The 23213-nt window shown below is 59.6% G+C and carries 20 protein-coding genes; 9 read left to right on the forward strand and 11 right to left on the reverse strand.

Features of this window, described 5'->3' with window-relative positions; translation table 11 throughout:
* Positions 1–189 precede the first annotated feature (189 nt).
* The 3 genes from F8N44_RS07815 (at position 190) to mgrA (ending at position 4884) form a co-directional block, all read left to right on the forward strand.
* Positions 190–2415, forward strand: coding sequence for a TonB-dependent receptor (locus tag F8N44_RS07815; RefSeq protein WP_150649925.1), 2226 nt, complete (start codon positions 190–192; stop codon positions 2413–2415).
* Position 2416: 1 nt separating this feature from the next.
* Positions 2417–3736, forward strand: coding sequence for an LLM class flavin-dependent oxidoreductase (locus F8N44_RS07820; protein ID WP_150649926.1), 1320 nt, complete (start codon positions 2417–2419; stop codon positions 3734–3736).
* Positions 3737–3846: 110 nt separating this feature from the next.
* Entirely contained in the window at positions 3847–4884 is a 1038-nt protein-coding gene (gene mgrA / locus F8N44_RS07825; RefSeq protein WP_150649927.1) for an L-glyceraldehyde 3-phosphate reductase, read from the forward strand.
* A 211-nt stretch (positions 4885–5095) separates the two neighbouring features.
* On the opposite strand, the gene tauD is transcribed toward mgrA, so the two are convergent.
* The 7 genes from tauD to F8N44_RS07865 all read right to left on the reverse strand — a co-directional run bounded on the left by tauD (position 5096) and on the right by F8N44_RS07865 (position 13600).
* Entirely contained in the window at positions 5096–5938 is an 843-nt protein-coding gene (tauD, locus tag F8N44_RS07830) for a taurine dioxygenase (RefSeq protein WP_150649928.1), read from the reverse strand.
* 57 nt (positions 5939–5995) lie between these two features.
* Positions 5996–6835, reverse strand: coding sequence for a taurine ABC transporter permease TauC (tauC, locus tag F8N44_RS07835; protein WP_150649929.1), 840 nt, complete (start codon positions 6833–6835; stop codon positions 5996–5998).
* Positions 6832–7626 (reverse strand): taurine ABC transporter ATP-binding subunit, encoded by a 795-nt coding sequence (gene tauB / locus F8N44_RS07840; protein WP_038359812.1) that lies wholly within the window; start codon positions 7624–7626, stop codon positions 6832–6834. The genes tauC and tauB overlap by 4 nt, the downstream gene beginning before the upstream one ends.
* Before the next feature lie 16 nt (positions 7627–7642).
* Positions 7643–8620 carry a taurine ABC transporter substrate-binding protein gene (tauA, locus tag F8N44_RS07845; protein WP_150649930.1) on the reverse strand — a complete coding sequence of 326 codons (978 nt, stop codon included), beginning with the start codon at positions 8618–8620 and terminating at the stop codon, positions 7643–7645.
* 441 nt (positions 8621–9061) lie between these two features.
* Entirely contained in the window at positions 9062–10645 is a 1584-nt protein-coding gene (gene gshA, locus F8N44_RS07850) for a glutamate--cysteine ligase (RefSeq protein ID WP_150649931.1), read from the reverse strand.
* Positions 10646–10892: 247 nt separating this feature from the next.
* Entirely contained in the window at positions 10893–11276 is a 384-nt protein-coding gene (locus tag F8N44_RS07860; RefSeq protein WP_053116527.1) for a PaaI family thioesterase, read from the reverse strand.
* Positions 11276–13600: a Tex family protein gene (locus F8N44_RS07865; RefSeq protein ID WP_150649932.1), complete on the reverse strand. Its 2325-nt coding sequence runs from the start codon at positions 13598–13600 to the stop codon at positions 11276–11278. Before F8N44_RS07865 ends, F8N44_RS07860 begins: the two co-directional genes overlap by 1 nt.
* A gap of 358 nt (positions 13601–13958) precedes the next feature.
* Between F8N44_RS07865 and ompR the strand changes: the two genes are divergently transcribed.
* Together ompR and F8N44_RS07875 are read left to right on the forward strand one after the other, a co-directional pair.
* Positions 13959–14699, forward strand: coding sequence for a two-component system response regulator OmpR (gene ompR / locus F8N44_RS07870; protein ID WP_064388985.1), 741 nt, complete (start codon positions 13959–13961; stop codon positions 14697–14699).
* 112 nt (positions 14700–14811) lie between these two features.
* Complete coding sequence (locus F8N44_RS07875; protein WP_007917930.1) at positions 14812–16125, forward strand: ATP-binding protein; 1314 nt, start codon at positions 14812–14814, stop codon at positions 16123–16125.
* Positions 16126–16455: 330 nt separating this feature from the next.
* On the opposite strand, the gene rimK is transcribed toward F8N44_RS07875, so the two are convergent.
* The 3 genes from rimK to F8N44_RS07890 are packed head-to-tail and all read right to left on the reverse strand — an operon-like array spanning position 16456 to position 18633.
* Positions 16456–17361 (reverse strand): 30S ribosomal protein S6--L-glutamate ligase, encoded by a 906-nt coding sequence (gene rimK / locus F8N44_RS07880; RefSeq protein ID WP_007949201.1) that lies wholly within the window; start codon positions 17359–17361, stop codon positions 16456–16458.
* The gene (locus F8N44_RS07885; RefSeq protein ID WP_171057267.1) at positions 17358–17819 is read right to left on the reverse strand and encodes an ATP-dependent zinc protease; all 462 of its coding nucleotides are present in this window, start codon (positions 17817–17819) and stop codon (positions 17358–17360) included. Before F8N44_RS07885 ends, rimK begins: the two co-directional genes overlap by 4 nt.
* A gap of 34 nt (positions 17820–17853) precedes the next feature.
* Positions 17854–18633 (reverse strand): EAL domain-containing protein, encoded by a 780-nt coding sequence (locus tag F8N44_RS07890; protein ID WP_150650063.1) that lies wholly within the window; start codon positions 18631–18633, stop codon positions 17854–17856.
* A gap of 116 nt (positions 18634–18749) precedes the next feature.
* On the opposite strand from F8N44_RS07890, the gene F8N44_RS07895 reads away from it, so the two are divergent.
* Positions 18750–19157, forward strand: coding sequence for an RNA-binding S4 domain-containing protein (locus tag F8N44_RS07895; protein WP_150649933.1), 408 nt, complete (start codon positions 18750–18752; stop codon positions 19155–19157).
* 121 nt (positions 19158–19278) lie between these two features.
* Here F8N44_RS07895 and F8N44_RS07900 read toward each other — a convergent pair whose 3' ends face one another.
* On the reverse strand, positions 19279–20079 hold the full coding sequence (locus F8N44_RS07900) for a phosphatase PAP2 family protein (RefSeq protein WP_150649934.1): 801 nt from the start codon (positions 20077–20079) through the stop codon (positions 19279–19281).
* Positions 20080–20184: 105 nt separating this feature from the next.
* Here F8N44_RS07900 and hslO point away from each other — a divergent pair, with 105 nt between their 5' ends.
* The 3 genes from hslO to F8N44_RS07915 all read left to right on the forward strand — a co-directional run bounded on the left by hslO (position 20185) and on the right by F8N44_RS07915 (position 23194).
* Complete coding sequence (gene hslO, locus F8N44_RS07905; RefSeq protein WP_122605797.1) at positions 20185–21087, forward strand: Hsp33 family molecular chaperone HslO; 903 nt, start codon at positions 20185–20187, stop codon at positions 21085–21087.
* 181 nt (positions 21088–21268) lie between these two features.
* Complete coding sequence (locus tag F8N44_RS07910) at positions 21269–22810, forward strand: phosphoenolpyruvate carboxykinase (protein WP_150649935.1); 1542 nt, start codon at positions 21269–21271, stop codon at positions 22808–22810.
* Positions 22811–23002: 192 nt separating this feature from the next.
* Positions 23003–23194 carry a hypothetical protein gene (locus tag F8N44_RS07915; RefSeq protein WP_150649936.1) on the forward strand — a complete coding sequence of 64 codons (192 nt, stop codon included), beginning with the start codon at positions 23003–23005 and terminating at the stop codon, positions 23192–23194.
* The last annotated feature ends 19 nt before the right edge of the window (positions 23195–23213 follow it).

Genomic DNA, 23213 nt, shown 5'->3' on the forward strand with positions numbered 1-23213 from the left:
AAAACAAAATCGCATATAAAAGTAATTTTTCAGTATTGGACGCTCTATGTGCGGCTTGCCAATACTGTCGATGGTAGCGCTAACAAAGCGCGCTGTCTGCTACTCGCTCGAGCGAATGCCCAAGACACCGATTCAGGCGCTGTCGTCGCAGAACGGCAGCGGTTAAGGGCCAATTTCGAGCGGGCAAACATGCACAACATTCCTGGGGCGACACACAAACTGGCGCAATCGATTCGCGCCGCCGGCTGGTTATTCACGGGGTTGGCGGCGCTGCCATTACCCAACGCATTCGCTGCCGAGAGCAGTGATCAGGAGCCGACATTAAAATCCGTGACCGTCACTGCCACGCGCCGCGAAGAGTCGCTGCAAAAAGTGCCGGTCGCAGTGTCGGTGATCGACGGCGAACAACTCGAGCGCGACAACCGCAACGGCGTGGCGAGCATCGTCCAGCAAGTGCCGTCGCTGAATTTCCGCACCGGCGCATCGAATAAGGACACTTCGTTGTTCGTGCGCGGTGTCGGCACGATTTCCACCTCGCCGGGCGTCGAACCGACCGTGGCGACGGTGATCGACGGCGTGGTCTATGCGCGTCCCGGCCAATCCACTCTCGACTTGCTGGATCTGGAGCGCGTCGAAGTGCTGCGTGGCCCGCAAGGCACACTGTTCGGCAAGAACGCCTCGGCCGGTGTACTCAACATCACCAGCAAGGCTCCGACCGCCGAGACCCACGGCTACATTGATCAGTCGTACTACAGCGGCAACGAAAGCCGCACCCGTTTCGGCATTGGCGGCAGCCTGATTCCGGATACTTTGAAAGGCTCGATCAGCACGCTGTTTGGTACCTACGACGGCAATGTCGATAACAAACACAATGGCCAAGAGGTCAACGGTTATAACCATCGCGGCGTGCGCGGCAAACTCGAATTCACCCCGAATGACGACGTCACCTTCACCCTGATCGCCGACTACATGCAGTCCCATGACGACGGCCCCAATGGAGTGGTCAGCAAGTCGCTGACCCCGGCCTTCGCCAATGCGCTGAGCCCGGTCAATGCGACTAGCCACAATCGCGATATCAACACCGACACCCGCAGCCATGTCGAGGACATCAACAAAGGCCTGTCCGGCCAGCTCGATTGGCAACTGGGCGATTACACCCTGACGTCGATCACCGCGTGGCGCGGTTGGGACAACACCCAGTATCAGGACGGCGACCGCCTCGGTACCGTGACCGCAGCGTTCCCCGGCACCGCGGACAAGGGCGATCTGGCCTTCGATCAATACTCGCAGGAGCTGCGCCTGGCTTCGCCGAAGGGCGAATTCCTCGAGTACGTCGGCGGCCTGTTCTACATGCACGGCAAGGACGACGAGACCTATCAGCGCACGCTGACCACCACCACTCGCACCGACCGAGGTGTCGCCGATTACAGCACCACCAGCGACAGTTACGCGGTGTTCGGTGAGAGCACGCTGAACTTCACCTCCGACTTTCGCGGCATCGCCGGCCTGCGCTACACCCACGATGATCTCGAATACGATCACCGCCGCGTCTCGACTTCAGCGACCACGGTCAGCGGCATTCAACCGGCGACCAGCAGTTCCGGCTCTGTCGACGAAGATGGTTGGTCCGGCCGCCTCGGCGTGCAGTACGACCTGAGCGATACGGTCACCACTTACCTGACCTACTCGCGTGGCTACAAAGGCCCGGCCTATAACGTGTTCTTCAACATGCAGCCGCGCGATACCGAGGCGCTCAAACCGGAAACTTCCAACACTTGGGAAGCGGGGATCAAAGCCACTTCCTGGAACAATCGCCTGACCACCAACCTCGCGGTGTTCCACAGCGAGTACGACAACTATCAGGCGAATTTCTTCGACACCGTCGCCGGGCAAGTGGTGACGCGTTTGATCAACGCTGGCAGCGTCAGCACCGAAGGTGTCGAACTCGACTACGCCTTGCAGGCGACACAGCAATTGAAACTGTCCGGCGCACTGGCCTACACCCGCGCGCGCATCGACGAGTTCGCCTGCCCGGCGGGCGCGGCGGCGTCGTGCAACGTCAACGGCAAACCGCTGCCGTTCAGCCCGGACTGGAAAAGCTACGTGCGCGCCGACTACACCATCCCGCTGGCCAACGGTCTGGATATCGAACTCGGCACCGACTACAGCTGGCAGAGCGAAGTGCAGTACGACATCAGCCAGAACGCCGACACCAAGCAAGGCGCCTACGGCCTGTGGAACGCCAGCGTCGCCCTGGCCGACTACAGCAATGGCTGGCGCGTCGCGCTGCTGGGCAAGAACCTCACCGACAAGTCCTATTCACCATTGCTCGCCAGCGGCGGCAACTACATCTACCGCGCTGTGCCACGGGATGACGAGCGCTACTTCGGCGTGCAACTGCGCAAGGATTTCTGAGATGAGCAGACAGTTGAAACTCGGCGCATTCCTCATGGCCACCGGGCACCACGTGGCGGCGTGGCGTCATCCGGATGTGCCGGCGAATGCGGGTCTGGATTTCGCCCATTACAAACGGCTGGCGCAGATTGCCGAGGCGGCGAAGTTCGATGCGTTGTTTGTTGCCGACAGCGTCGCTGCGCCGACCCAGGACATCGCCAGTCGCATGGCACGCTCCGATCACTTTGAGCCGCTGACATTACTCTCGGCGCTGAGTGCGGTGACCGAGCACATCGGCCTGATCGCCACGGCGACCACCAGTTACAACGAGCCGTATCACGTGGCGCGTAAATTCGCTTCGCTCGATCACCTGTCGGGTGGCCGTGCGGGGTGGAATCTGGTGACCTCGGACAACGCCGCCGAAGCGCTGAATTTTGGCCGCGATGAGCATATCGGCCACGCCGAACGCTATAGCCGCGCCCGCGAGTTTCATCAGGTGGTCACCGGGCTTTGGGACAGTTGGGAGGACGATGCGTTTGCGCGCGACAAGGCCAGCGGGGCGTATTACGACCCTGCGAAACTGCACGTGCTGGACCACGTCGGCGAACACTTTCGGGTCAAAGGCCCACTGAACGTTGCGCGCTCGCCCCAGGGACAACCGGTGATCGTTCAGGCTGGTTCTTCGGAAACCGGGCGTGAGTTGGCGGCGCAGACGGCTGAAGTGGTGTTCACCGCGCAGACTTCGTTGGCCGGTGCCCAAGCGTTCTACGCCGACCTCAAGGGACGTCTGCCCAAGTACGGTCGTAGCGCTGAGTCGCTGAAAATCATGCCCGGTGTTTTTGTCGTCGTCGGCGGCACCGAAGCCGAAGCGCAGGAAAAGTATGAAACGTTTCAGCAATTAGTCGAACCCGAGGTTGGCGTCGCCTTGCTTGGGCGTATGCTGGGCAACTTCGATTTGTCGAAGTACCCGCTGGACGGGCCGTTGCCCGAGTTGCCGCTGACGGACAGCGGCCAGCAGAGCCGGCAGAAACTGCTGACTGAATTGGCGGGTCGGGAGAACCTGAGCCTTGCCGCACTGGGTCGCAAGATTGCCGGCGGGCGAGGGCATTACAGCCTGGTCGGTACGCCCGAGCAGATCGCTGATCGCTTGCAGGAATGGTTCGAGCAAGGCGCGGCGGACGGTTTCAATGTGCTGGTGCCGCACTTGCCGGGCGGGCTCGAAGATTTCGCCAATGGCGTGGTGCCGGAACTGCAACGGCGTGGGTTGTTCAGAACGGAGTATGAGGGTCGAACCTTGCGCCAGAACCTTGGCCTCGCCCGACCGAACAATAGATTTTCGTAAAACCCTTCGCGAGCAAGCTCGCTCCCACAGGGAAATGCATTTCAAAGGTGGGAGCGAGCTTGCTCGCGAAGCAGTCGACACCTATTTCAAGACAGACAAGAGAGGATTCGATGACTTACACCGCTGCCGAAAACCGCTACGACTCCATCCCTTACCGCCGCGTCGGGCGCAGCGGTCTGGTGCTGCCGGCGCTGTCGCTGGGCCTGTGGCACAACTTCGGTGACAGCACGCCGATCGACACCCAGCGCGCCTTGCTGCGCACTGCGTTCGACCTAGGCATCAACCACTTCGACCTGGCCAACAACTACGGCCCGCCGTACGGCAGCGCCGAGATCAATTTCGGCCGTCTGCTGCGCGAAGACTTCAAGCAGTACCGCGATGAACTGATCATCTCCAGCAAGGCCGGTTGGGACATGTGGCCCGGCCCTTACGGTCAGGGCGGCGGTTCACGTAAATACGTGCTGGCCAGCCTCGACCAGAGCCTGCAACGCCTGGGTCTGGACTATGTGGATATCTTCTATTCGCACCGCTTCGACCCGGACACCCCACTGGAAGAAACCGCCAGCGCCCTCGCCACTGCCGTGCAACAGGGCAAGGCGTTGTACATCGGTATCTCGTCGTACTCAGGGGTGAAAACCCGCGAGATGGCCGCGCTGTTGAAAGAGTGGAAAGTGCCGCTGCTGATTCATCAACCGGCGTACAACCTGCTCAATCGCTGGGTGGAAAAGGATCTGCTCGATACCACCGATGAACTCGGCACGGGCGTGATTGCTTTCACTCCGTTGGCGCAAGGTCTGCTCACCGACAAATACCTCAACGGCGTACCGGCGGATGCGCGGGTCAATCGTCCGGGCGGTGGTTCGTTGCAGGCTTCGCACTTGTCCGAGGCCAACATTGCTCACGTGCGCGCGCTGAATGAAATTGCCAAGCGTCGTGGTCAGAGCCTGGCGCAACTGGCGCTGGCGTGGACGCTGCGGGATCCGCGGGTGACTTCTGCGCTGATTGGTGCGAGTCGGCCGGAGCAGATCATCGAGAACGTCGGGGCGTTGAAGAATCTGAGTTTCAGTGCTGAAGAGCTGGCGGAGATTGACCGGTTTGCCCAAGAGGGCGGGATCAATCTTTGGGAGAGGCCTTCGACGGCGGAGTGATGAAGATTGGGTTGGGTCAGCAAGATCCAACCCCCTCACCCCAGCCCTCTCCCCCAGGGGGGCGAGGGGGAAAGGGAGCAGATCTTCATGCCTTTCAAAACTTGAATTCAACCCGACATTTCAGGTCGATGTAGCTCGTACAAACACCTCGGTCAGTCCCCTCTCCCTCGGGGAGAGGGTTAGGGTGAGGGGCTTTTGGCTTTAAAACGTCTCAACGAAAAAACGGCACATCCCCCAACACCGTCGCCCGCTGCATCACCCGCCGCGCCGGGCGGTAGTCATCCACCGCGTAATGCTGGGTCACGCGGTTATCCCAGAACGCAATGTCGTCCTTTTGCCAGCGCCAGCGAATGGTGAATTCCGGTCGGGTCGCATGGGCGAACAAAAACTTCAGAATCGCCTCGCTCTCGGTTTCCGACAGCTCTTTGATCTTCGACGTAAAACCTTCATTGACGAACAACGAACGCCGGCCACTGACCGGGTGCGTACGAATCACCGGGTGCGACAGCGGCGGATTCTTGCGTCGGGCCTCTTCCCACTGCGCCAGCGCTTCAGGCGTATTGCCATAGCGCTCCAGAGGAAACGAGCGAGTGAAATCGTGAGTCGCGGTCAGCCCTTCGAGCAAGCTTTTCAGCGGCGCCGACAGCGCTTCATATGCGGCAATGCCGCTGGCCCACAGCGTGTCGCCACCAAACTCTGGCAGCAACTTGGCGCTGAGCACCGCGCCCATCGCCGGCGTTGGCAGGAAGGTCACGTCGGTGTGCCAGATCGCGTTGTCGCGCACGTCGGTGACGGCGGTATCGAGGATCAGCACTTCCGGTTGTTCCGGTACGTTCGGGTAGATCGGGTGAATGTGCAGGTCGCCGAAGTAAGCGGCGAAGCGCGCCTGTTGTGGCGGTTCGATTGGCTGGTTGCGAAAGAACAGTACTTGATACTTGAGCAGCGCCTGCTCGATGGCGTCGCGATGTTCCAGGCTCAGCGGCTGGCTGATGTCGACGCCGCTGATCTGTGCGCCGAGGGCGGAGCTTAAGGGGGTGATGTTGAGGCTGCTCATGGTCTTTCTCTTCAATTGCGGTCATCACCCTACACGGGGATTCAAAAACGGGATGTGTCAGTGGGCCTGGCCGTGCCACGGCACCAGTTTGCGTTGCAGGGCGCGCAGGCCCATTTCCATGGCGAAGGCGATCAGGGCGATGACCAGAATCCCCAGTACCACGACATCAGTGACCAGGAACTGCGCGGCCGACTGCACCATGAAGCCCAAGCCACTGGTGGCGGCGATCAATTCCGCCGCGACCAATGTCGACCAACCCACCCCCAGACCAATGCGCACGCCAGTCAAAATGTCCGGCAACGCGCTCGGCAAAATCACATGACGAATCAGCTGCACGCGAGTCGCGCCCAACGACTGCGCCGCACGCAATTTCGCTGGATCAACCGTACGCACGCCGGTAGCCGTGGCGATGGCAATCGGCGCGAAAATCGCCAGGTAGATCAGCAGCACTTTCGACAACTCGCCGATGCCGCACCAGATCACGATCAGCGGCAGATAAGCCAGCGGCGGAATAGGGCGGTAGAACTCGATCAGCGGATCGAGCACGCCACGGGCGATGCGGTTGGCGCCGATAGCAATGCCCACCGGCACAGCGGTCAAAATCGCAAAACCGAGGCCCAGACCGATGCGGCTCAGGCTCGCGCCCAAGTGCTGCCACAACGTCGAATCCATGTAGCCAGTGGTCGCCAACAACCAGCCCTTTTGCAGTACGGCAGAAGGTGGCGGGAGGAACAGCGGTTCGATCAATCCGGTGGCTGTTACGGCCCACCAGGTCGCCAACAAAGCGAACAGCGTCAGCAGACTGATCCAGCGCGTGCTGAGGCTGCGGCGTACGGGAATCACCACCGATGGGGTCGCGGGTTTTACCGCAGCCGAGGAAACGTCGTAACTGCTCATGCGCGCTCCTGCCGTTGTCCGGCGCTGCGTTGCGAGAACACTTTGCTCAGCACGTGTTCGCGGGTTTCGATGAAGCGCGGATCGGATTTGATAGCGCGGGCAGACTCGCCAGCGGCGTAACGCTGACCGAAATCCAGGTGCAGGCGCTCAACGATCTGCCCCGGATTCGGTGCGAGCAGAATCAGGTCAGTGGCGAGGAACACCGCTTCTTCAATGTCATGGGTAATCAGAAAAACCGGCTTGGCCGTGCGCTGCCAGACTTGCAGCAACAGCTCCTGCATCTGCTCGCGGGTGAATGCGTCGAGGGCACCGAAAGGCTCGTCCATCAGCAACACGCGCGGGTCAGCGGCGAGGGCGCGGGCGAGGCCGACACGCTGTTTCTGCCCACCGGAGAGTTGCCAGATACGGCGGCTTTCGAAACCGGAAAGATCGACTAGCGCGAGCATTTCACGGGCGATTTTTTCGCGTTTGTCCTTGGCGACACCGGCCAGTTCCAGACCGAACGCAACGTTGGCCAGCACATCCTGCCAAGGCAGCAAAGCGTCATCCTGGAACACCACGCCACGTTCGGCACTCGGGCCTTTGACTGGCACGCCGTCAAGGGTGATGCGCCCGGCGCTCGGTTCGACGAAACCGGCAATCAGGTTCAACAGCGAAGTCTTGCCACTGCCGGACGGGCCGAGGGCGACCAGCAATTGCTGAGGCCCCAGGGTCAGAGAAATATCCGCCAGCACCGGTTCAGGGCTGCCCGGGTACTGTGCGCTGATGCGCTCCAGCTGTAGCAAGGCCATCGCAGTTAACTCCCGATCAGTTGGTGATGTATTTGGCGCTGACGTACGGCGCGTAGTCCGGCAGAACGGCTTCGACCTTGCCTTGCTCCTTGAGGAACGCGGCGGTGTCGGTGATGGCTTTGGTGGTCGGCGCGCCTAGGGTGACGACTTGATCAGCCGCCAGCGGGTAGACGTTGCCTTGCAGCAGTAACGGAATGTCGCTGGCCTTGGCGCCGGAGAGTTTCACCAGTTTGTCGACGTTGGCTTGATCGGCGAGCCAGGCTTTCGGGTCTTTGCGGTAGTCGGCGTAGGCGTCGAGGGTGACCTTGGCGAACGCGGTGACGATTTCCGGGTGCTTCTCGGCGAAGTCCTTGCGCACGATCCACGCATCGAAGGTCGGCGCGCCGAACTTGGCCAGTTCGCCGGAAGTGATCAGCACTTTGCCGTTTTCCTTGGCCACCCCGAGTGCCGGATCCCACACGTAAGTGGCGTCGATATCACCGCGTTTCCACGCGGCGATGATCGCTGGCGGCGCGAGGTTGAGCACGGTGACTTTCGATGGATCGATGTTCCAGTGCTTCAGCGCCGCGAGCAGGCTGTAGTGACCGGTGGACACGAACGGCACGGCGATTTTCTTGCCGATCAGGTCTTGCGGGGTCTTGATGCCGGAGCCGTCGCGGGCGACCAATGCTTCGGCGGCGCCGATCTGCGTGGCGATGAGGAAAGTTTCGACCGGGACTTTGCGGGTAATCGCGGCGGTCAGCGGGCTCGAACCGAGGTAGCCAATCTGCACATCACCGGAAGCGATGGCAGCGATGATGTCGGCGCCGTTATCGAACTTGCGCCAAGCGATATCGGCTTTGGTGGCTTTTTCGTAAGCGCCGTCAGCCTGGGCGACTTTCGCCGGGTCAACGGTGGTTTGATAGGCGACGGTAAGGTCGGCGGCCTGAGCCAGAAAACTCGCGGCAGCCAAGGAGGCTACGGCGAGCAGGCGAAGCGGGAAATTCAGTTTCATTGAAGAGCTCCATATCAGGCGACCGAGCGTCGGCGTGAAAGGAGACTAAATGATCTAAGAATCAGTAAATAAATAACTTTTTAGAATGAGCTTATGAGCGGAAAAATCTAAGAGCGGGGGAGTTTGTGGGCGTTTCGGATTTATTCGTTCGACGTTAGATCTTTGCCCCCTCACCCCAGCCCTCTCCCCCAAGGGGGCGAGGGGAAAGGGAGCCGATCTCTGTGCTTTTCAAGGCCTGAGTTCGGCTCGGTATTTCACGTCAGCGTACTTCGCACCAACAACCCGGTCAGTCCCCTCTCCCCCAGGGGGGCGAGGGGAAAGGGAGCCGATCTCTGTGCTTTTCGAGCCTGAGTTCGACTCGGTATTTCAGGTCGGCGTAACTTTCATGAGCACCTAAATCAGTCCCCTCTCCCTCTGGGAGAGGGTTAGGGTGAGGGGCTTTTAATTACTGATTGCCAGAATGCTCGCCTGATACGACCCGACAAACACATCAAAATCCCCCACCTCGTTCTGCTCCAGCTCAGCCTGCGCGGCCAGCGAAGTACGCGCCAGCTCCTCAAACTTCGCCTGCTCATCCGCCGCCAAAGGCTCGCTACGGAAAAACTCCGCATGCGCCTGGCTCTGACGCAGGGAGAACTGCGCAAAGCTTTCCTTGTGCTCAGCCATCGCCGCCAGCACCTGCGCGGAAGGCGTCAGGGACGGATCGCTGACCTTGGCCAGTTGCGCATCCAGCGCCTTGCTGTGCGCATCGCCTCCATGGCTCTGATCCAGCAACGCCGCCAATGGCGCGATTTGTTCCAGCAGTTCGGCTGCCCAGGTCTTCATCTCGACCGATTCACCGTCACGCTGCAATTGCAGGCCCGGACGGCGACCTTCTTTCACGACGCTGAGGAAGTTCGAGGTGGCGTTGCCGCACGAGGTATTGGTCAGCAACGGACTGTCGTTCAGCGCGCAATACAGCAGGAACGCGTCGAGGAAGCGCGACTCGGTCAGGTCGATGCCCATTGGCAGAAACGGGTTGATGTCCAGGCAACGCACTTCAACGTACTGAATGCCACGCGCCACCAGCGCCTGAATCGGCCGTTCGCCGGTATAGGTCACGCGTTTCGGGCGGATGTTGGAGTAGTACTCGTTTTCGATCTGCAGGATGTTGGTGTTGAGCTGCACCCACTCGCCATCCTTGTGCGTGCCGACTTCAACGTACGGTGCGTACGGCGTGGCCACGGCTTTGCGCAGGCTGTCGGTGTAGCTCGCCAGATCGTTGTAGCACGGCGTCAGACCGGCCTGAGCGTTGCTCTGGTAACCGAGGTCGCTCATGCGCAGGCTGGTGGCGTACGGCAGATACAGGGTGTCCGGATCGAGCTGTTCCAGCTGATGCGAACGACCACGGAGGAAACCGGCGTCGAGCGTGGGTGACGCCCCGAACAGGTACATCAACAGCCAGCTGTAACGACGGAAATTACGGATCAACGCGATGTAGGAAAACGACTGGAAATCCCGGTCGGTGCCGACAAAGCCTTCGGTCTCGCGGAGCAGCGGCCAGAGCTTTTCCGGCAGGGAGAAGTTGTAGTGAATCCCGGCGATGCACTGCATGGTCTTGCCATAACGCAGGGCCAGACCCTTGCGATAGACGTATTTGAGCTGACCGATGTTGGAGGTGCCGTAATAGGCAATCGGGATATCTTCCTCGGCCGGCAACGGGCACGGCATCGATGGGCTCCACAGGTACTCGTTGCCGAGCTTGCTGTAGGCAAAGCGGTGAATCTTGTCCAGGCTCGCCAGCGTGTCGGCCGGGTCGGGCAGGGCGGGCGTGATGAATTCCAGCAGCGACTCGGAGTAGTCGGTGGTGATCTGTTCGTTGGTCAGCGCGGAACCCAAGGCTTCGGGGTGCGGCGTTTGCGCCAGGCGACCTTCGCTGGTCACGCGCAGGCATTCACGTTCGATACCGTGCAGGCACTGCTCGAGCAGAGAGAGGTTAGCGCGCTCGCCGAGCAGAGCCAGGCGGCGGTTGAGAAGTTCGCTCAATTTGGATTCCTTCACGCGTCAGTCGCCCCAATATGGGGGTGGGCAGGACGGTCTACAAGGGTGAAGTTGAAACTGGCGTTTTCGCCTGGTTTTTCTAACCGGTCAGCCGCACACATACCCTGTAGGAGCTGCCGAAGGCTGCGATCTTTTGATCTTGCTCTTGGAAAACAAAATCAAAAGATCGCAGCCTGCGGCAGCTCCTACAGGATTCGTTGCGCCGAAATTAACTCAAATTGATGACCACAAGCTACAGGACAGCGAACGTGCCTTGTGCTTTTGCGACCAGTTTGTCGCCCTGCATCACGTCGGCTTCGACCACTAAAGTGCGCCGGCCCGGGTGGATAACCCGCGCCGTGCACATGACCTCGCCGTCGGAAACGGCGCGGATATAGTTGATCTTGCACTCGATGGTCGCGCTCTGCTGATCGAAGCCGTGGGTGCTGGAACAGGCCAGCCCCATGGCGATGTCGACCAGACTGAACAGCGCGCCGCCGTGCAATTTGCCGCCGCGATTGCGCAGTTCCGGTTCCAGCACCAGGGCGACTTGCGCCACCCCGGTTTCCAGGCTGTGCAGGCGGCAGCCCAACAGCTTGAAAAACGCGCTCTCGACGAGCCCGGCTGGAATCTCCATCAGCGTTTCTTCAATTGCTTGGCATTGGCGAACAGCGAGGCCATCGCGTTGTTCACTGGTGCGGCGGTCGCGGTTTCCTTGCGTGGCGTGTTGTTCGAAGGCTGGCGCTGAGCCGAGCCCGGACGCGAGCCACGGGCGCCGTCGATTTTCTCGCCCGGGGTGTCGCCCATGCGCATCGACAGGCCAACGCGTTTGCGCGGGATGTCGACTTCCATGACCTTCACTTTCACCACGTCGCCGGCCTTCACCGCTTCACGCGGATCCTTGATGAACTTCTCCGACAGCGCCGAGATGTGCACCAGACCGTCCTGATGCACGCCGATGTCGACGAATGCGCCGAACGCGGTCACGTTGGTGACGACGCCTTCAAGGATCATCCCCAGTTGCAGGTCTTTCAGATCTTCAACGCCTTCCTGGAACTCTGCAGTCTTGAACTCCGGACGTGGATCGCGGCCCGGTTTTTCCAGTTCCTGGATGATGTCGGTCACGGTTGGCAGACCGAAGGTCTCATCGGTGTATTTCTTCGGATCCAGACGCTTGAGGAAACTGGCGTCGCCGATCAGCGAGCGGATGTCGCGGTCGGTTTCAGCGGCAATGCGCTGTACCAGCGGATAGGCTTCCGGGTGAACGGCCGACGAATCCAGCGGGTTGTCGCCATTCATCACGCGCAAGAAACCGGCAGCCTGTTCGAAGGTTTTTTCGCCCAGACGTGCGACTTTCTTCAGTGCTGCACGGGTTTTGAACGCGCCGTGCTCGTCGCGGTGCGCGACGATGTTTTGCGCCAGCGTTGCGTTGAGGCCGGAGATCCGCGCCAACAGCGCCACCGAAGCAGTGTTCACGTCAACGCCAACGGCGTTTACGCAATCCTCGACCACAGCATCCAGACCGCGCGCCAGTTTCAGCTGCGAAACGTCATGCTGGTACTGGCCGACACCGATGGATTTCGGATCGATTTTCACCAGTTCGGCCAGCGGATCCTGCAAGCGGCGGGCAATCGATACCGCGCCACGGATCGACACGTCGAGATCCGGGAACTCCTTCGCCGCCAGTTCCGACGCCGAGTACACCGATGCGCCGGCCTCGGAGACCATGACTTTGGTCATTTTCATCGCTGGGTATTTTTTGATCAGTTCGATCGCCAGTTTGTCGGTTTCGCGGCTGGCGGTGCCGTTGCCGATCGCGATCAGGTCAACCGAGTGCTTGGCGCACAGGGCGGCCAGGATGGCGATGGTCTGATCCCACTTGTTGTGTGGCACGTGAGGGTAAACCGTGGCGTGATCGAGCAGTTTGCCGGTCGAGTCGACCACGGCAACCTTGCAGCCGGTACGCAGGCCCGGGTCGAGGCCCAACGTTGCGCGCGGGCCGGCCGGTGCGGCCAGCAGCAAGTCGTGCAGGTTGTGGGCGAACACGTTGATCGCCTCGGTTTCGGCGCCGTCACGCAGCTCGCCGAGCAGGTCGGTTTCCAGGTGCGTGTAGAGCTTGACCTTCCACGTCCAGCGCACCACTTCGCCGAGCCATTTGTCGGCCGGACGATTCTGATTCTGGATGTTGAATTGCTGGCCGATCATGCCTTCGCATGGGTGCATGGTGCCGGGCAGCTCGTCGCCGACTTTCAGCGCGGAGCTGAGGATGCCTTCGTTGCGGCCACGGAAAATCGCCAGTGCGCGGTGCGACGGCATGCTTTTCAGCGGTTCGTCGTGTTCGAAGTAATCGCGGAACTTGGCGCCTTCCTCTTCCTTGCCAGCGATGACGCGGGCACTGAGGGTGGCTTCCTGTTTCAGGTAGTTACGCAGTTTTTCCAGCAGGCTGGCGTCTTCGGCGAAGCGCTCCATGAGGATGTACTTGGCGCCTTCCAGCGCGGCTTTCACATCGGCCACGCCTTTTTCGGCATTGACGAAGCGCGCGGCTTCGGTTTCCGGGGCCAGATTCGGGTCGTTGAACAGGCCGTCGGCGAGGTCGCCGAGGCCGGCTTCCAGGGCGATCTGGCCCTTGGTGCGGCGCTTCTGCTTGTACGGCAGGTACAAGTCTTCGAGGCGGGTTTTGGTGTCGGCGAGTTTGATGTCGCGCTCGAGGGCAGGGGTGAGTTTGCCTTGCTCTTCGATGCTGGCGAGGATGCTGATGCGCCGTTCGTCGAGTTCTCGCAGGTAGCGCAGACGTTCTTCCAGATGACGCAACTGGGTGTCATCAAGGCTGCCGGTGACTTCTTTCCGGTAACGGGCGATGAAGGGAACGGTAGAGCCTTCATCGAGTAGCGCGACGGCCGCTTCGACCTGTTGTGGGCGTACACCGAGTTCCTCGGCAATGCGGCTGTTGATGCTGTCCATAAAACCACCTGACATATTGTGAAAGCAGGCTCTCAGGCGCGCAAATAAAGGCCCGGAGTCTGGTTGAGCGGCTAGAAAATTGCCGCTGCCTGGGTCAAAAGGCAGCCCATTGACCCGTGAAATCGAACAATTACTGCGCGCGACAGGAAAAAAAGCCTGCCACCTGCGGTAACGATTCAGACGTTGCCTGGCACAAAACGCCGCGCATTATAACCAGCGTTCTGTCATTCGGGGGCGTTGCAGTCTGTAGGCATAAACCCCGGTTTTCTGGCAGTGAAGGAAAAATCTGCTAACAATGCACACGGTGCGTATAACGGCAGCTACGCCATAATGCGCGCCGAGCTAAAAGGAGCATCCAATGAGCAGCACTGCACAAACTGCTGAAGGCGAAAAAATTCTCATCGTTGACGACGATCCGGGCCTTAGCAGCCTGCTGGAACGTTTTTTCGTCAGCAAGGGCTACCGCGCCCGTACCGTACCGAACACCGAACAGATGGATCGTCTGCTGTCGCGTGAAGTTTTCAATCTGGTCGTCCTCGACCTGATGCTGCCCGGCGAAGACGGTCTGACCGCTTGCCGCCGTCTGCGTGGCGCGAACAATCAGATCCCGATCATCATGCTCACCGCCAAAGGCGACGAGCTGAGCCGCATCAAGGGCCTGGAACTGGGCGCCGACGACTATCTGGCCAAGCCGTTCAACCCGGACGAGCTGATGGCCCGGGTCAAGGCTGTCCTGCGTCGTCAGGCTGCACCCGTACCAGGCGCGCCGGGCAGCGAAGACGAAAACGTCACCTTCGGTGATTACGTGTTGTCGCTGGCCACCCGCGAACTGAAACGCGGCGACGAAGTGCACATGCTCACCACTGGTGAGTTTGCGGTACTCAAGGCCCTGGTGATGAACGCGCGTCAGCCGCTGACCCGCGACAAACTGATGAACCTGGCCCGTGGCCGCGAGTGGGATGCCCTCGAGCGTTCCATCGACGTGCAGATTTCCCGTCTGCGCCGCATGATCGAGCCGGATCCATCGAAGCCGCGCTACATCCAGACCGTCTGGGGCGTGGGCTATGTGTTTGTACCCGATGGTGCCGCCACCAAGTGATCGGTGATTTGTAGGAGCGGGTCTGCAGGTTTTGGTTGAACGGCCAGCCCGCAGACTCGCAATCCGCAATATGCGAGCATTGCTCGCTCCTGCAAGTGTGTAGCGGTTATAGATGAAAACCCCTGTCTGGTTCCCCCAAAGTTTTTTCTCCCGCACCCTCTGGCTGGTGCTTATCGTCGTGCTGTTTTCCAAGGCACTGACCCTGGTTTATCTGTTGATGAACGAGGACGTGCTGGTCGATCGTCAGTACAGTCACGGCGTCGCCCTGACGCTGCGCGCCTATTGGGCCGCCGATGAAGAAAACCGCGCGAAGATCGCTGATGCCGCGACCCTGATTCGGGTGGTCGGCGCCGGTGTGCCGGAAGGCGAGCAGCATTGGCCGTACAGCGAAATCTATCAGCGGCAGATGCAGGCGGAGCTGGGCGCCGACACCGAAGTGCGCTTGCGCATGCACTCGCCGCCGGCGCTGTGGGTGCGCGCACCGAGCCTCGGTGATGGCTGGCTTAAGGTGCCGTTGTATCCGCACCCTTTGCGTGGCCAGAAAATCTGGAACGTGCTCGGCTGGTTCCTTGCGATTGGTTTGTTGTCGACAGCGTCTGCATGGATTTTCGTCAGCCAGCTGAATCAACCCTTGAAACGTCTGGTGTATGCCGCCCGCCAACTGGGTCAGGGCCGCAGCGTGCGTCTGCCGATCAGCGACACGCCGAGCGAGATGACCGAGGTGTATCGCGCCTTCAACCAGATGGCCGAAGACGTCGAGCAGGCCGGCCGCGAGCGAGAGTTGATGCTCGCCGGTGTGTCCCATGATTTGCGCACTCCGCTGACCCGGTTGCGCCTGTCGCTGGAGTTGATGGGCGATCGCAATGACTTGACCGATGACATGGTCCGCGACATTGAAGACATGGACGCGATTCTCGACCAGTTCCTCGCGTTTATTCGCGACGGTCGTGACGAGTCGGTGGAAGAGGTGGATCTGACTGATCTGGTGCGTGAGGTTGCAGCACCGTACAACCAGAATGAAGAGAAAGTGCGTTTGCGTCTGGAGCCGATTCAGCCGTTTCCGCTGCGTCGGGTATCGATGAAACGCTTGCTGAACAACCTGATCGGCAACGCCTTGAACCATGCCGGCGGTCACGTTGAAGTCGCGGCTTATGTGTCCGGTGACGTCAGTGCGCCGTATGTGGTGCTGAGCGTGATGGACCGAGGGGCGGGGATCGATCCTTCGGAGCTGGAGGCGATCTTCAATCCGTTTACCCGCGGCGATCGTGCCCGGGGCGGGAAGGGGACTGGCTTGGGTTTGGCGATTGTGAAGCGGATTGCTTCGATGCATGGCGGCAATGTTGAGCTGCGCAATCGGTCCGGTGGAGGACTGGAGGCGCGGGTGAGGTTGCCGTTGGGATTGATGTTGCCGCGGGATGCTGTGTAGATCAAAAGCCCCTCACCCCAGCCCTCTCCCGTAGGGAGAGGGGGCCGACCGAGGTGTTTTGCGTCATACATCGACCTGAAAGACTGAGTCGATTATGGATCCGGTACAGCAAGATCAAGTCGGCGTATCTCTTAATCATCCCCCAATCGGCCCCTCTCCCGTAGGGAGAGGGGCAGACCGAGGTGTCTGGCGTAATACATCGACCTGAATGACCGAGTCGATTATGGATTCGGCACAGCAGGATCAGGTCGGCGTATCTCTTCTGCATCCCCCAATCAGTCCCCTCTCCCTATGGGAGAGGGTTAGGGTGAGGGGCTCTTGCTCTTCGCTCTAGCCCTTGCCTTTGGTGCGAGTCATATTCGGCCCGCCATTTTTCTCAAGATGCTCAATGATGATCCCCGCCACATTCTTCCCAGTGGTGGTCTCGATCCCTTCCAGCCCCGGCGACGAGTTCACTTCCATCACCAGCGGCCCGTGGTTCGAGCGCAAAATATCCACACCCGCCACCGCCAGGCCCATGACCTTGGCGGCGCGCAATGCGGTCATGCGTTCCTCCGGGGTGATCTTGATCAGGCTGGCGCTGCCGCCGCGATGCAGGTTGGAACGGAACTCGCCCGGTTTTGCCTGACGCTTCATTGCCGCGATGACTTTGTCACCGACCACGAAACAACGAATATCCGCGCCGCCCGCTTCCTTGATGTATTCCTGAACCATGATGTTCTGCTTCAGGCCCATGAACGCCTCGATCACCGATTCCGCCGCCGTGGCGGTTTCGCACAACACCACACCGATGCCCTGGGTGCCTTCCAGCACTTTGATCACCAGCGGCGCGCCGTTGACCATGTCGATCAGGTCGGGAATGTCATCCGGCGAGTGGGCAAATCCGGTGACCGGCAGGCCGATACCGCGACGCGACAGCAATTGCAGTGAACGCAGTTTGTCCCGCGAGCGGGCGATGGCTACCGATTCGTTGAGCGGGAATACCCCCATCATTTCGAACTGGCGCAACACCGCGCAACCATAAAACGTCACCGACGCGCCAATCCGCGGAATCACCGCATCGAAGCCTTCCAGCGGTTTGCCGCGATAGTGAATCTGCGGCTTGTGGCTGGCAATGTTCATGTAGGCGCGCAAGGTGTCGATCACTACCATTTCATGCCCGCGCTCGGTTCCGGCTTCGACCAGACGGCGGGTGGAATACAGACGCGGGTTCCGCGACAGCACAGCGATCTTCATGCAACACCTGTGGAGGAGGTAGATACCGGGAACACCGGCTTGTCTTGTACATATTTAATGCCCGGATTGACCACCAACTGGCCGTCGATCAGGGCTTTGGAACCGAGCAACAGGCGATAGCGCATCGACTTGCGGCAGGCGAGGGTGAACTCGACCGGCCAGACCCGATCACCCAGGGCCAGAGTGGTGCTGATCACGTAGCGCACCTGCGCATGGCCGTTGGAGCTTTTGATGGTTTTGCGGGTTACCAGTGGTGCTTCGCAGCGGCGGTGGCGCAACTGCACCACCGTGCCCAGGTGCGCGGTGAAGCGCACCCACTTCTCGCCGTCGCGTTCGAACGGCTCGATGTCGGTAGCATGCAGGCTGGAGGTGCTGGCACCGGTGTCGATCTTCGCCCGCAGGCCCGCGACCCCCAAATCCGGGAGCGCCACCCACTCGCGCAGACCGACAACGGTCAAATGGTCAAATGTCTTCAATAGAAAAAACCAACGATTAACGCGTAAAGGCCTCAGGTGAAACCTGAGCCAACGCTTTGAATGCAGGTTTGGCGAACCAGTAGCCCTGCATCAGAAATATTCCACAGTCCGCCAGGAAATCCCGTTCACCGACGCTCTCAATGCCTTCGGCAATGACTGTAACGTCCAACTCCGCACAGATTGTGACAATCCCCCGGACGATCGCCTGACGAACACGGTCTTGATCGACATCGCGGATCAGCGCCATGTCGAGTTTGATCAGGTCCGGTTGGAAATCAGCCAGCAGATTGAGCCCCGAATAACCGGCACCGAAATCATCGATGGCGGTCTTGAAGCCGAATTCGCGGTATTCACGCAGAATATTGGTCAAATGGCGATAGTTATCTACGTGCTCGCTTTCCAGGGTTTCGAAAATCAGCCGGTCGATAGGAAAACGGTGTTTTTTTGCTGCCTCGAGCGTACTGCGAATGCACAGCTCTGGACGATAGACCGCGTTGGGCATGAAGTTGATCGACAAGTGTGTCTGCATATTTAGATTGGCCGCGCCTTCGATGGCGCGCATCCGGCAGAGCTGGTCGAAACGGTAGCGGTTGTCTTCTGTAACCTGATCCAACACCGTGAAGGCACCTTCACCGGCCACACCTCGAACCAGCGCTTCGTGGGCAAAAACCGACTGGTCGCGCAGATCGACGATGGGTTGATAGGCGAAGGAAAAATCGAAGCCCAGCGGTTCGCTTTGCTGACACCCTTGGCAACCGGCCTTGGGCGATGTTAATGAAGATGGAAATTTAGTCACTCGATCACTCCATGCCGATGCACCGGCCAAGATCACAGTCTATCTGGAGGGCCGAGTTCTTGCGCCCGACAGAAACGGTAGTACAGTTCCGACTACTGGCTGAACGAGGAATTCAAATGGCACAAAAAAGCGAAGAGGACGACAAGGTCCGTCTCGACAAGTGGCTGTGGGCGGCGCGTTTTTACAAAACCCGTGCCTTGGCCAAAGCAGCGATTGAAAGTGGCAAGGTGCATTGTCGCGGCGAGCGCTGCAAGCCTGGCAAAGAGCCACGGATTGGCGATGAGTTCGAGATTCGTACCGGGTTTGAAGTGCGCACGGTGAAGGTCGAGGCGTTGTCGATTGTGCGGCGTGGGGCGCCTGAAGCACAGACGTTGTATTCGGAGACTGAGGCGAGCATTGCCAAGCGTGAAGCAGCAGCGGCGATGCGCAAGGCGGGGTCGCTGGGGGTGAGCACCGACGGCAAGCCGAGCAAGAAGCAGCGGCGGGATCTGTTCAAGTTTCGCGGTAGCAGTAACGACGAATAATCGCGTTGTTGGTGCTGGCCGCTTCGCGAGCAGGCTCGCTCCCACAAGAGATTGCATTCCAATGTGGGAGCGAGCCTGCTCGCGAATCGAGGGCGCAGCCCTCGCCGAAGACAGCTGAGAATCAGGCGCTACGCATCACACTCATCCGCGACACCAGCGGCAGCTTGCCCAGCAAAGCAAAGATCGGCGCCGTCACCTTCAACCAGAAGTTCGAGGCGTGATACGCAAACGGCGTGTAGTAACCCCAGCCCAACGCCCACACCGCCAGCAGCATTCCGCCGATGTAGTCGTCCTGACCCCAATGCGCACCAGCGACCAGTCGCGGCAGCATGAACAACAGCGCCAGGCCCCAGATCGTCACAAACTGGCCGACCGTGCGGCTGAATACGCCCATGAACAGCGCCCAGATCAGCAGTACCGAAGCGTGATCACCCGGGAAACTCTGGCCGGAGCGATCCTTCAGCTCCCAGGTTTTTTCCAGATGCGGGAAGTAATCGCTGATGTGTACCGCGCCTTCCAGCACCATCGACGGGCTGCTGTGTTGCCAGTCCATATGGTCGGCGAACTTGGAAAACAGCGCGCGGATCACCACCATCAACAGCAGGATCGAGAAAAAACCGAAAAACGCGCGACGCACGTCAATGGCCTTGAACACCCAATCGCCCTTGATCAGCAGCGTCAGCAGAATCAGGCCGACGACGATGTCGAACGGGCGCAGACTTGCAATTGCCCAGATGTGGAGCCATATCGGGTTGCTGGCCAGCGGTGCATTGAGCGAGCGGAACAGCCACTCGTCGAAAATCACACACAGCGAGTTGCCCGTAGGCCATAACCAGAAAGCCAGTAGCGCCAACGGCACTACGTTGCACAGAACCAGCCGGCCGAGGTTCCACCTAGATTGGAACAAACCCGGATTGTTCATAAAATGCCTCCCATGGCAGAGCAGTTGGCACCAAAAAGGGTGCCAAGAAGCGCAAATTTTCACGTCTTGTAACCATTTTGTCACCACATTCAGATACCCAAAATTATGACCGACCTAGCGGATACCGATTTCACCCAACGTTTCATCTTCGATGACAGTGACACCCGCGGCGAATTGGTGGCGCTTGAGCGCAGCTACGCCGAAGTCCTTGCCAAGCACCCGTACCCGGAGCCGGTGGCGCAATTGCTCGGCGAATTGATGGCGGCGGCCTCGTTGCTGGTGGGCACCCTGAAGTTCGATGGTTTGCTGATTCTGCAGGCGCGTTCCGAAGGGCCGATCCCGATGCTGATGATCGAGTGCTCCAGCGAGCGTGAAATCCGTGGCCTGGCGCGTTACGACGCCGAGCAGATCGCGGCGGACGCGACCCTCGCCGACCTGATGCCGAATGGCGTTCTGGCCCTGACGGTCGACCCGACTGTCGGCCAGCGTTATCAGGGCATCGTCGACCTCGACGGCGAAACCCTCTCCGACTGCTTCACCAACTATTTCGTCATGTCGCAACAGGTTGGCACCCGCTTCAAGCTGTTCGCCGACGGCCGTCGTGCCCGTGGCTTGTTGCTGCAACAACTGCCGGCGGATCGTCTGAAAGACGAAGAAGATCGCGCCGCCAGCTGGCAGCACATCACCGCGCTGGCCAGCACCCTGACCGCTGATGAACTGTTGAGCCTGGACAACGAAACCGTGTTGCATCGCCTCTACCATGAAGAGCAGGTTCGTCTGTTCGATGTGCAGAATCTGCGCTTCCGTTGCAGCTGTTCGCGGGAACGCTCGGGTAATGCGCTGGTCAGTCTGGGCCTGGAAGATGCACAGGCCTTGGTCGCCGAACAGGGTGGCACCGTCGAGATCGATTGCCAGTTCTGCAACGAGCGTTACCTGTTCGATGCGGCCGATATCGCTCAATTGTTCGCTGGCGCAGGCGTCGACACGCCGTCAGATACCCGGCACTAAAACGGTTCAGCGCAGGTAAATTCACTGCGTAACGACGGAATATCGCCGTTACGACGGGAGGACCCTACTCTTTTTGGGCTTTTCTGGCATAATCCGGCCCACTTTTTTCGCGGTAGTAGTGCACGACTTTCTACTACAAAACGTTTGGAGCACACTCGGCCACTGGCCGACGGGGAACCTCATGACGCAAGCCAATAACGCCGTGTACACCGATCTGAGTGTTGATGATCTGGTAAAAGAAGCCCTGAACCGCGGTGAGGGCGAGCTTGCCGATACCGGCGCTCTGGTTGTTCGCACTGGTCACCGCACCGGTCGTTCGCCTGTTGACCGTTTCATCGTTGAAGAGCCTTCCACCCAGGCCGCTATTGCCTGGGGCCCGATCAACCGCAAGTTCCCGGCCGACAAGTTCGACGCGCTGTGGGCTCGCGTAGAAGCATTCAACAACGCGCAAGAGCACTTTGTGTCCCACGTGCATGTAGGCGCGGCGGAAGATCACTACCTGGCCGTGAAAATGACCACCCAGACTGCCTGGCAGAACCTGTTCGGTCGTTGCCTGTTCATCAACCCGGCCCAGTACAACCCGGCCGGTCATGAAGAGTGGCAAGTGCTCAACGTGGCCAACTTCGAGTGCGTGCCTGAGCGTGACGGCACCAACTCCGACGGTTGCGTGATCCTCAACTTCGCACAGAAAAAAGTGCTGATCGCTGGCATGCGTTACGCCGGTGAGATGAAGAAAGCCATGTTCTCCGTGCAGAACTTCCTGCTGCCGGCCGCTGACGTGCTGCCAATGCACTGCGCTGCCAACATCGGTGAAGAAGGCGACGTGACCCTGTTCTTCGGTCTGTCGGGCACCGGTAAAACCACCCTGTCGGCCGACGAAAGCCGTTACCTGATCGGTGACGACGAACACGGCTGGGGCGAAGGCGTGGTGTTCAACATCGAAGGCGGTTGCTATGCCAAGTGCATCGACCTCTCCGAGAAGAACGAGCCGGTTATCTGGAAAGCCATCAAGCACGGCGCCGTGCTGGAAAACGTCGTCATCGACGACGCCAAGCACGCCGACTACGCCGATGTCAGCCTGACCCAGAACAGCCGCGCCGCGTACCCGCTGGAGCACGTTGCCAAGCGTTCCGAGCACAACCTCGGTGGCGAGCCAAACGCGGTGATCTTCCTGACCTGCGACCTGACCGGCGTGCTGCCGCCAGTGTCGATCCTCAACGAAGAGCAAGCGGCCTACCACTTCCTGTCCGGCTACACCGCGCTGGTGGGCTCGACTGAAATGGGTTCGGGCAGCGGCATCAAGTCGACCTTCTCCACCTGCTTCGGCGCACCGTTCTTCCCGCGCCCGGCTGGCGAATACGCTGAGCTGCTGATCAAGCGCATCCGCGGCTTCGGCTCGAAGGTTTACCTGGTCAACACCGGCTGGACCGGCGGCGGCTACGGCGTCGGCAAACGCTTCAACATCCCGACCACCCGTGCGGTGATCGCAGCGATCCAGAGCGGCGCGCTGATCGGTGCAGCCACCGAACACCTCGACACCATCAACCTCGACGTGCCACTGGCCGTACCGGGCGTTGAAACCAACCTGCTCAACCCACGCAACACCTGGGCTGACAAGGCTGCGTACGACGAGGCCGCGAAAGCACTGGCCGGTCTGTTCATCGAGAACTTTAAGAAGTTCGAAGTGAGCGACGCGATCAAGGCTGCAGGGCCTAAGTTGTAAGATTGGTTTGTTGTGAATGAAAAAGCCGCCCTTTAGGGGCGGCTTTTTTTTTGGTGATGATCGGGATTTATCTCAGATATTAAACTATAGCAAATTAATCTAAAAAACTGGTAGTTATTACAGGTTCATAATTTGGTCAATAGCTGGAACATGAGGGTGTAATACACCACGACATGTATTCGGAGAAGGATTATGAGCGATAAAGCGATTGGAGGTAGTTATTCATGGACTAGCCCAGAGGGTCAGCAGCTAGTACAGCAAGTTGAAAGTCTGAGTGAGGAGGAATTAGTTATTCTGCTGCAAAAAATTTCATTGATCGATGCTGTTAAGTTTGCGGGGGGTGAAGAAATAGTCAGTGTCGAGTCTCAAACAAATAAGAACTAGTACCAGTCTATAAGTAGGT

The sequence above is a fragment of the Pseudomonas fluorescens genome, assembly GCF_902497745.1.
Taxonomy (GTDB): domain Bacteria; phylum Pseudomonadota; class Gammaproteobacteria; order Pseudomonadales; family Pseudomonadaceae; genus Aquipseudomonas; species Aquipseudomonas fluorescens_BM.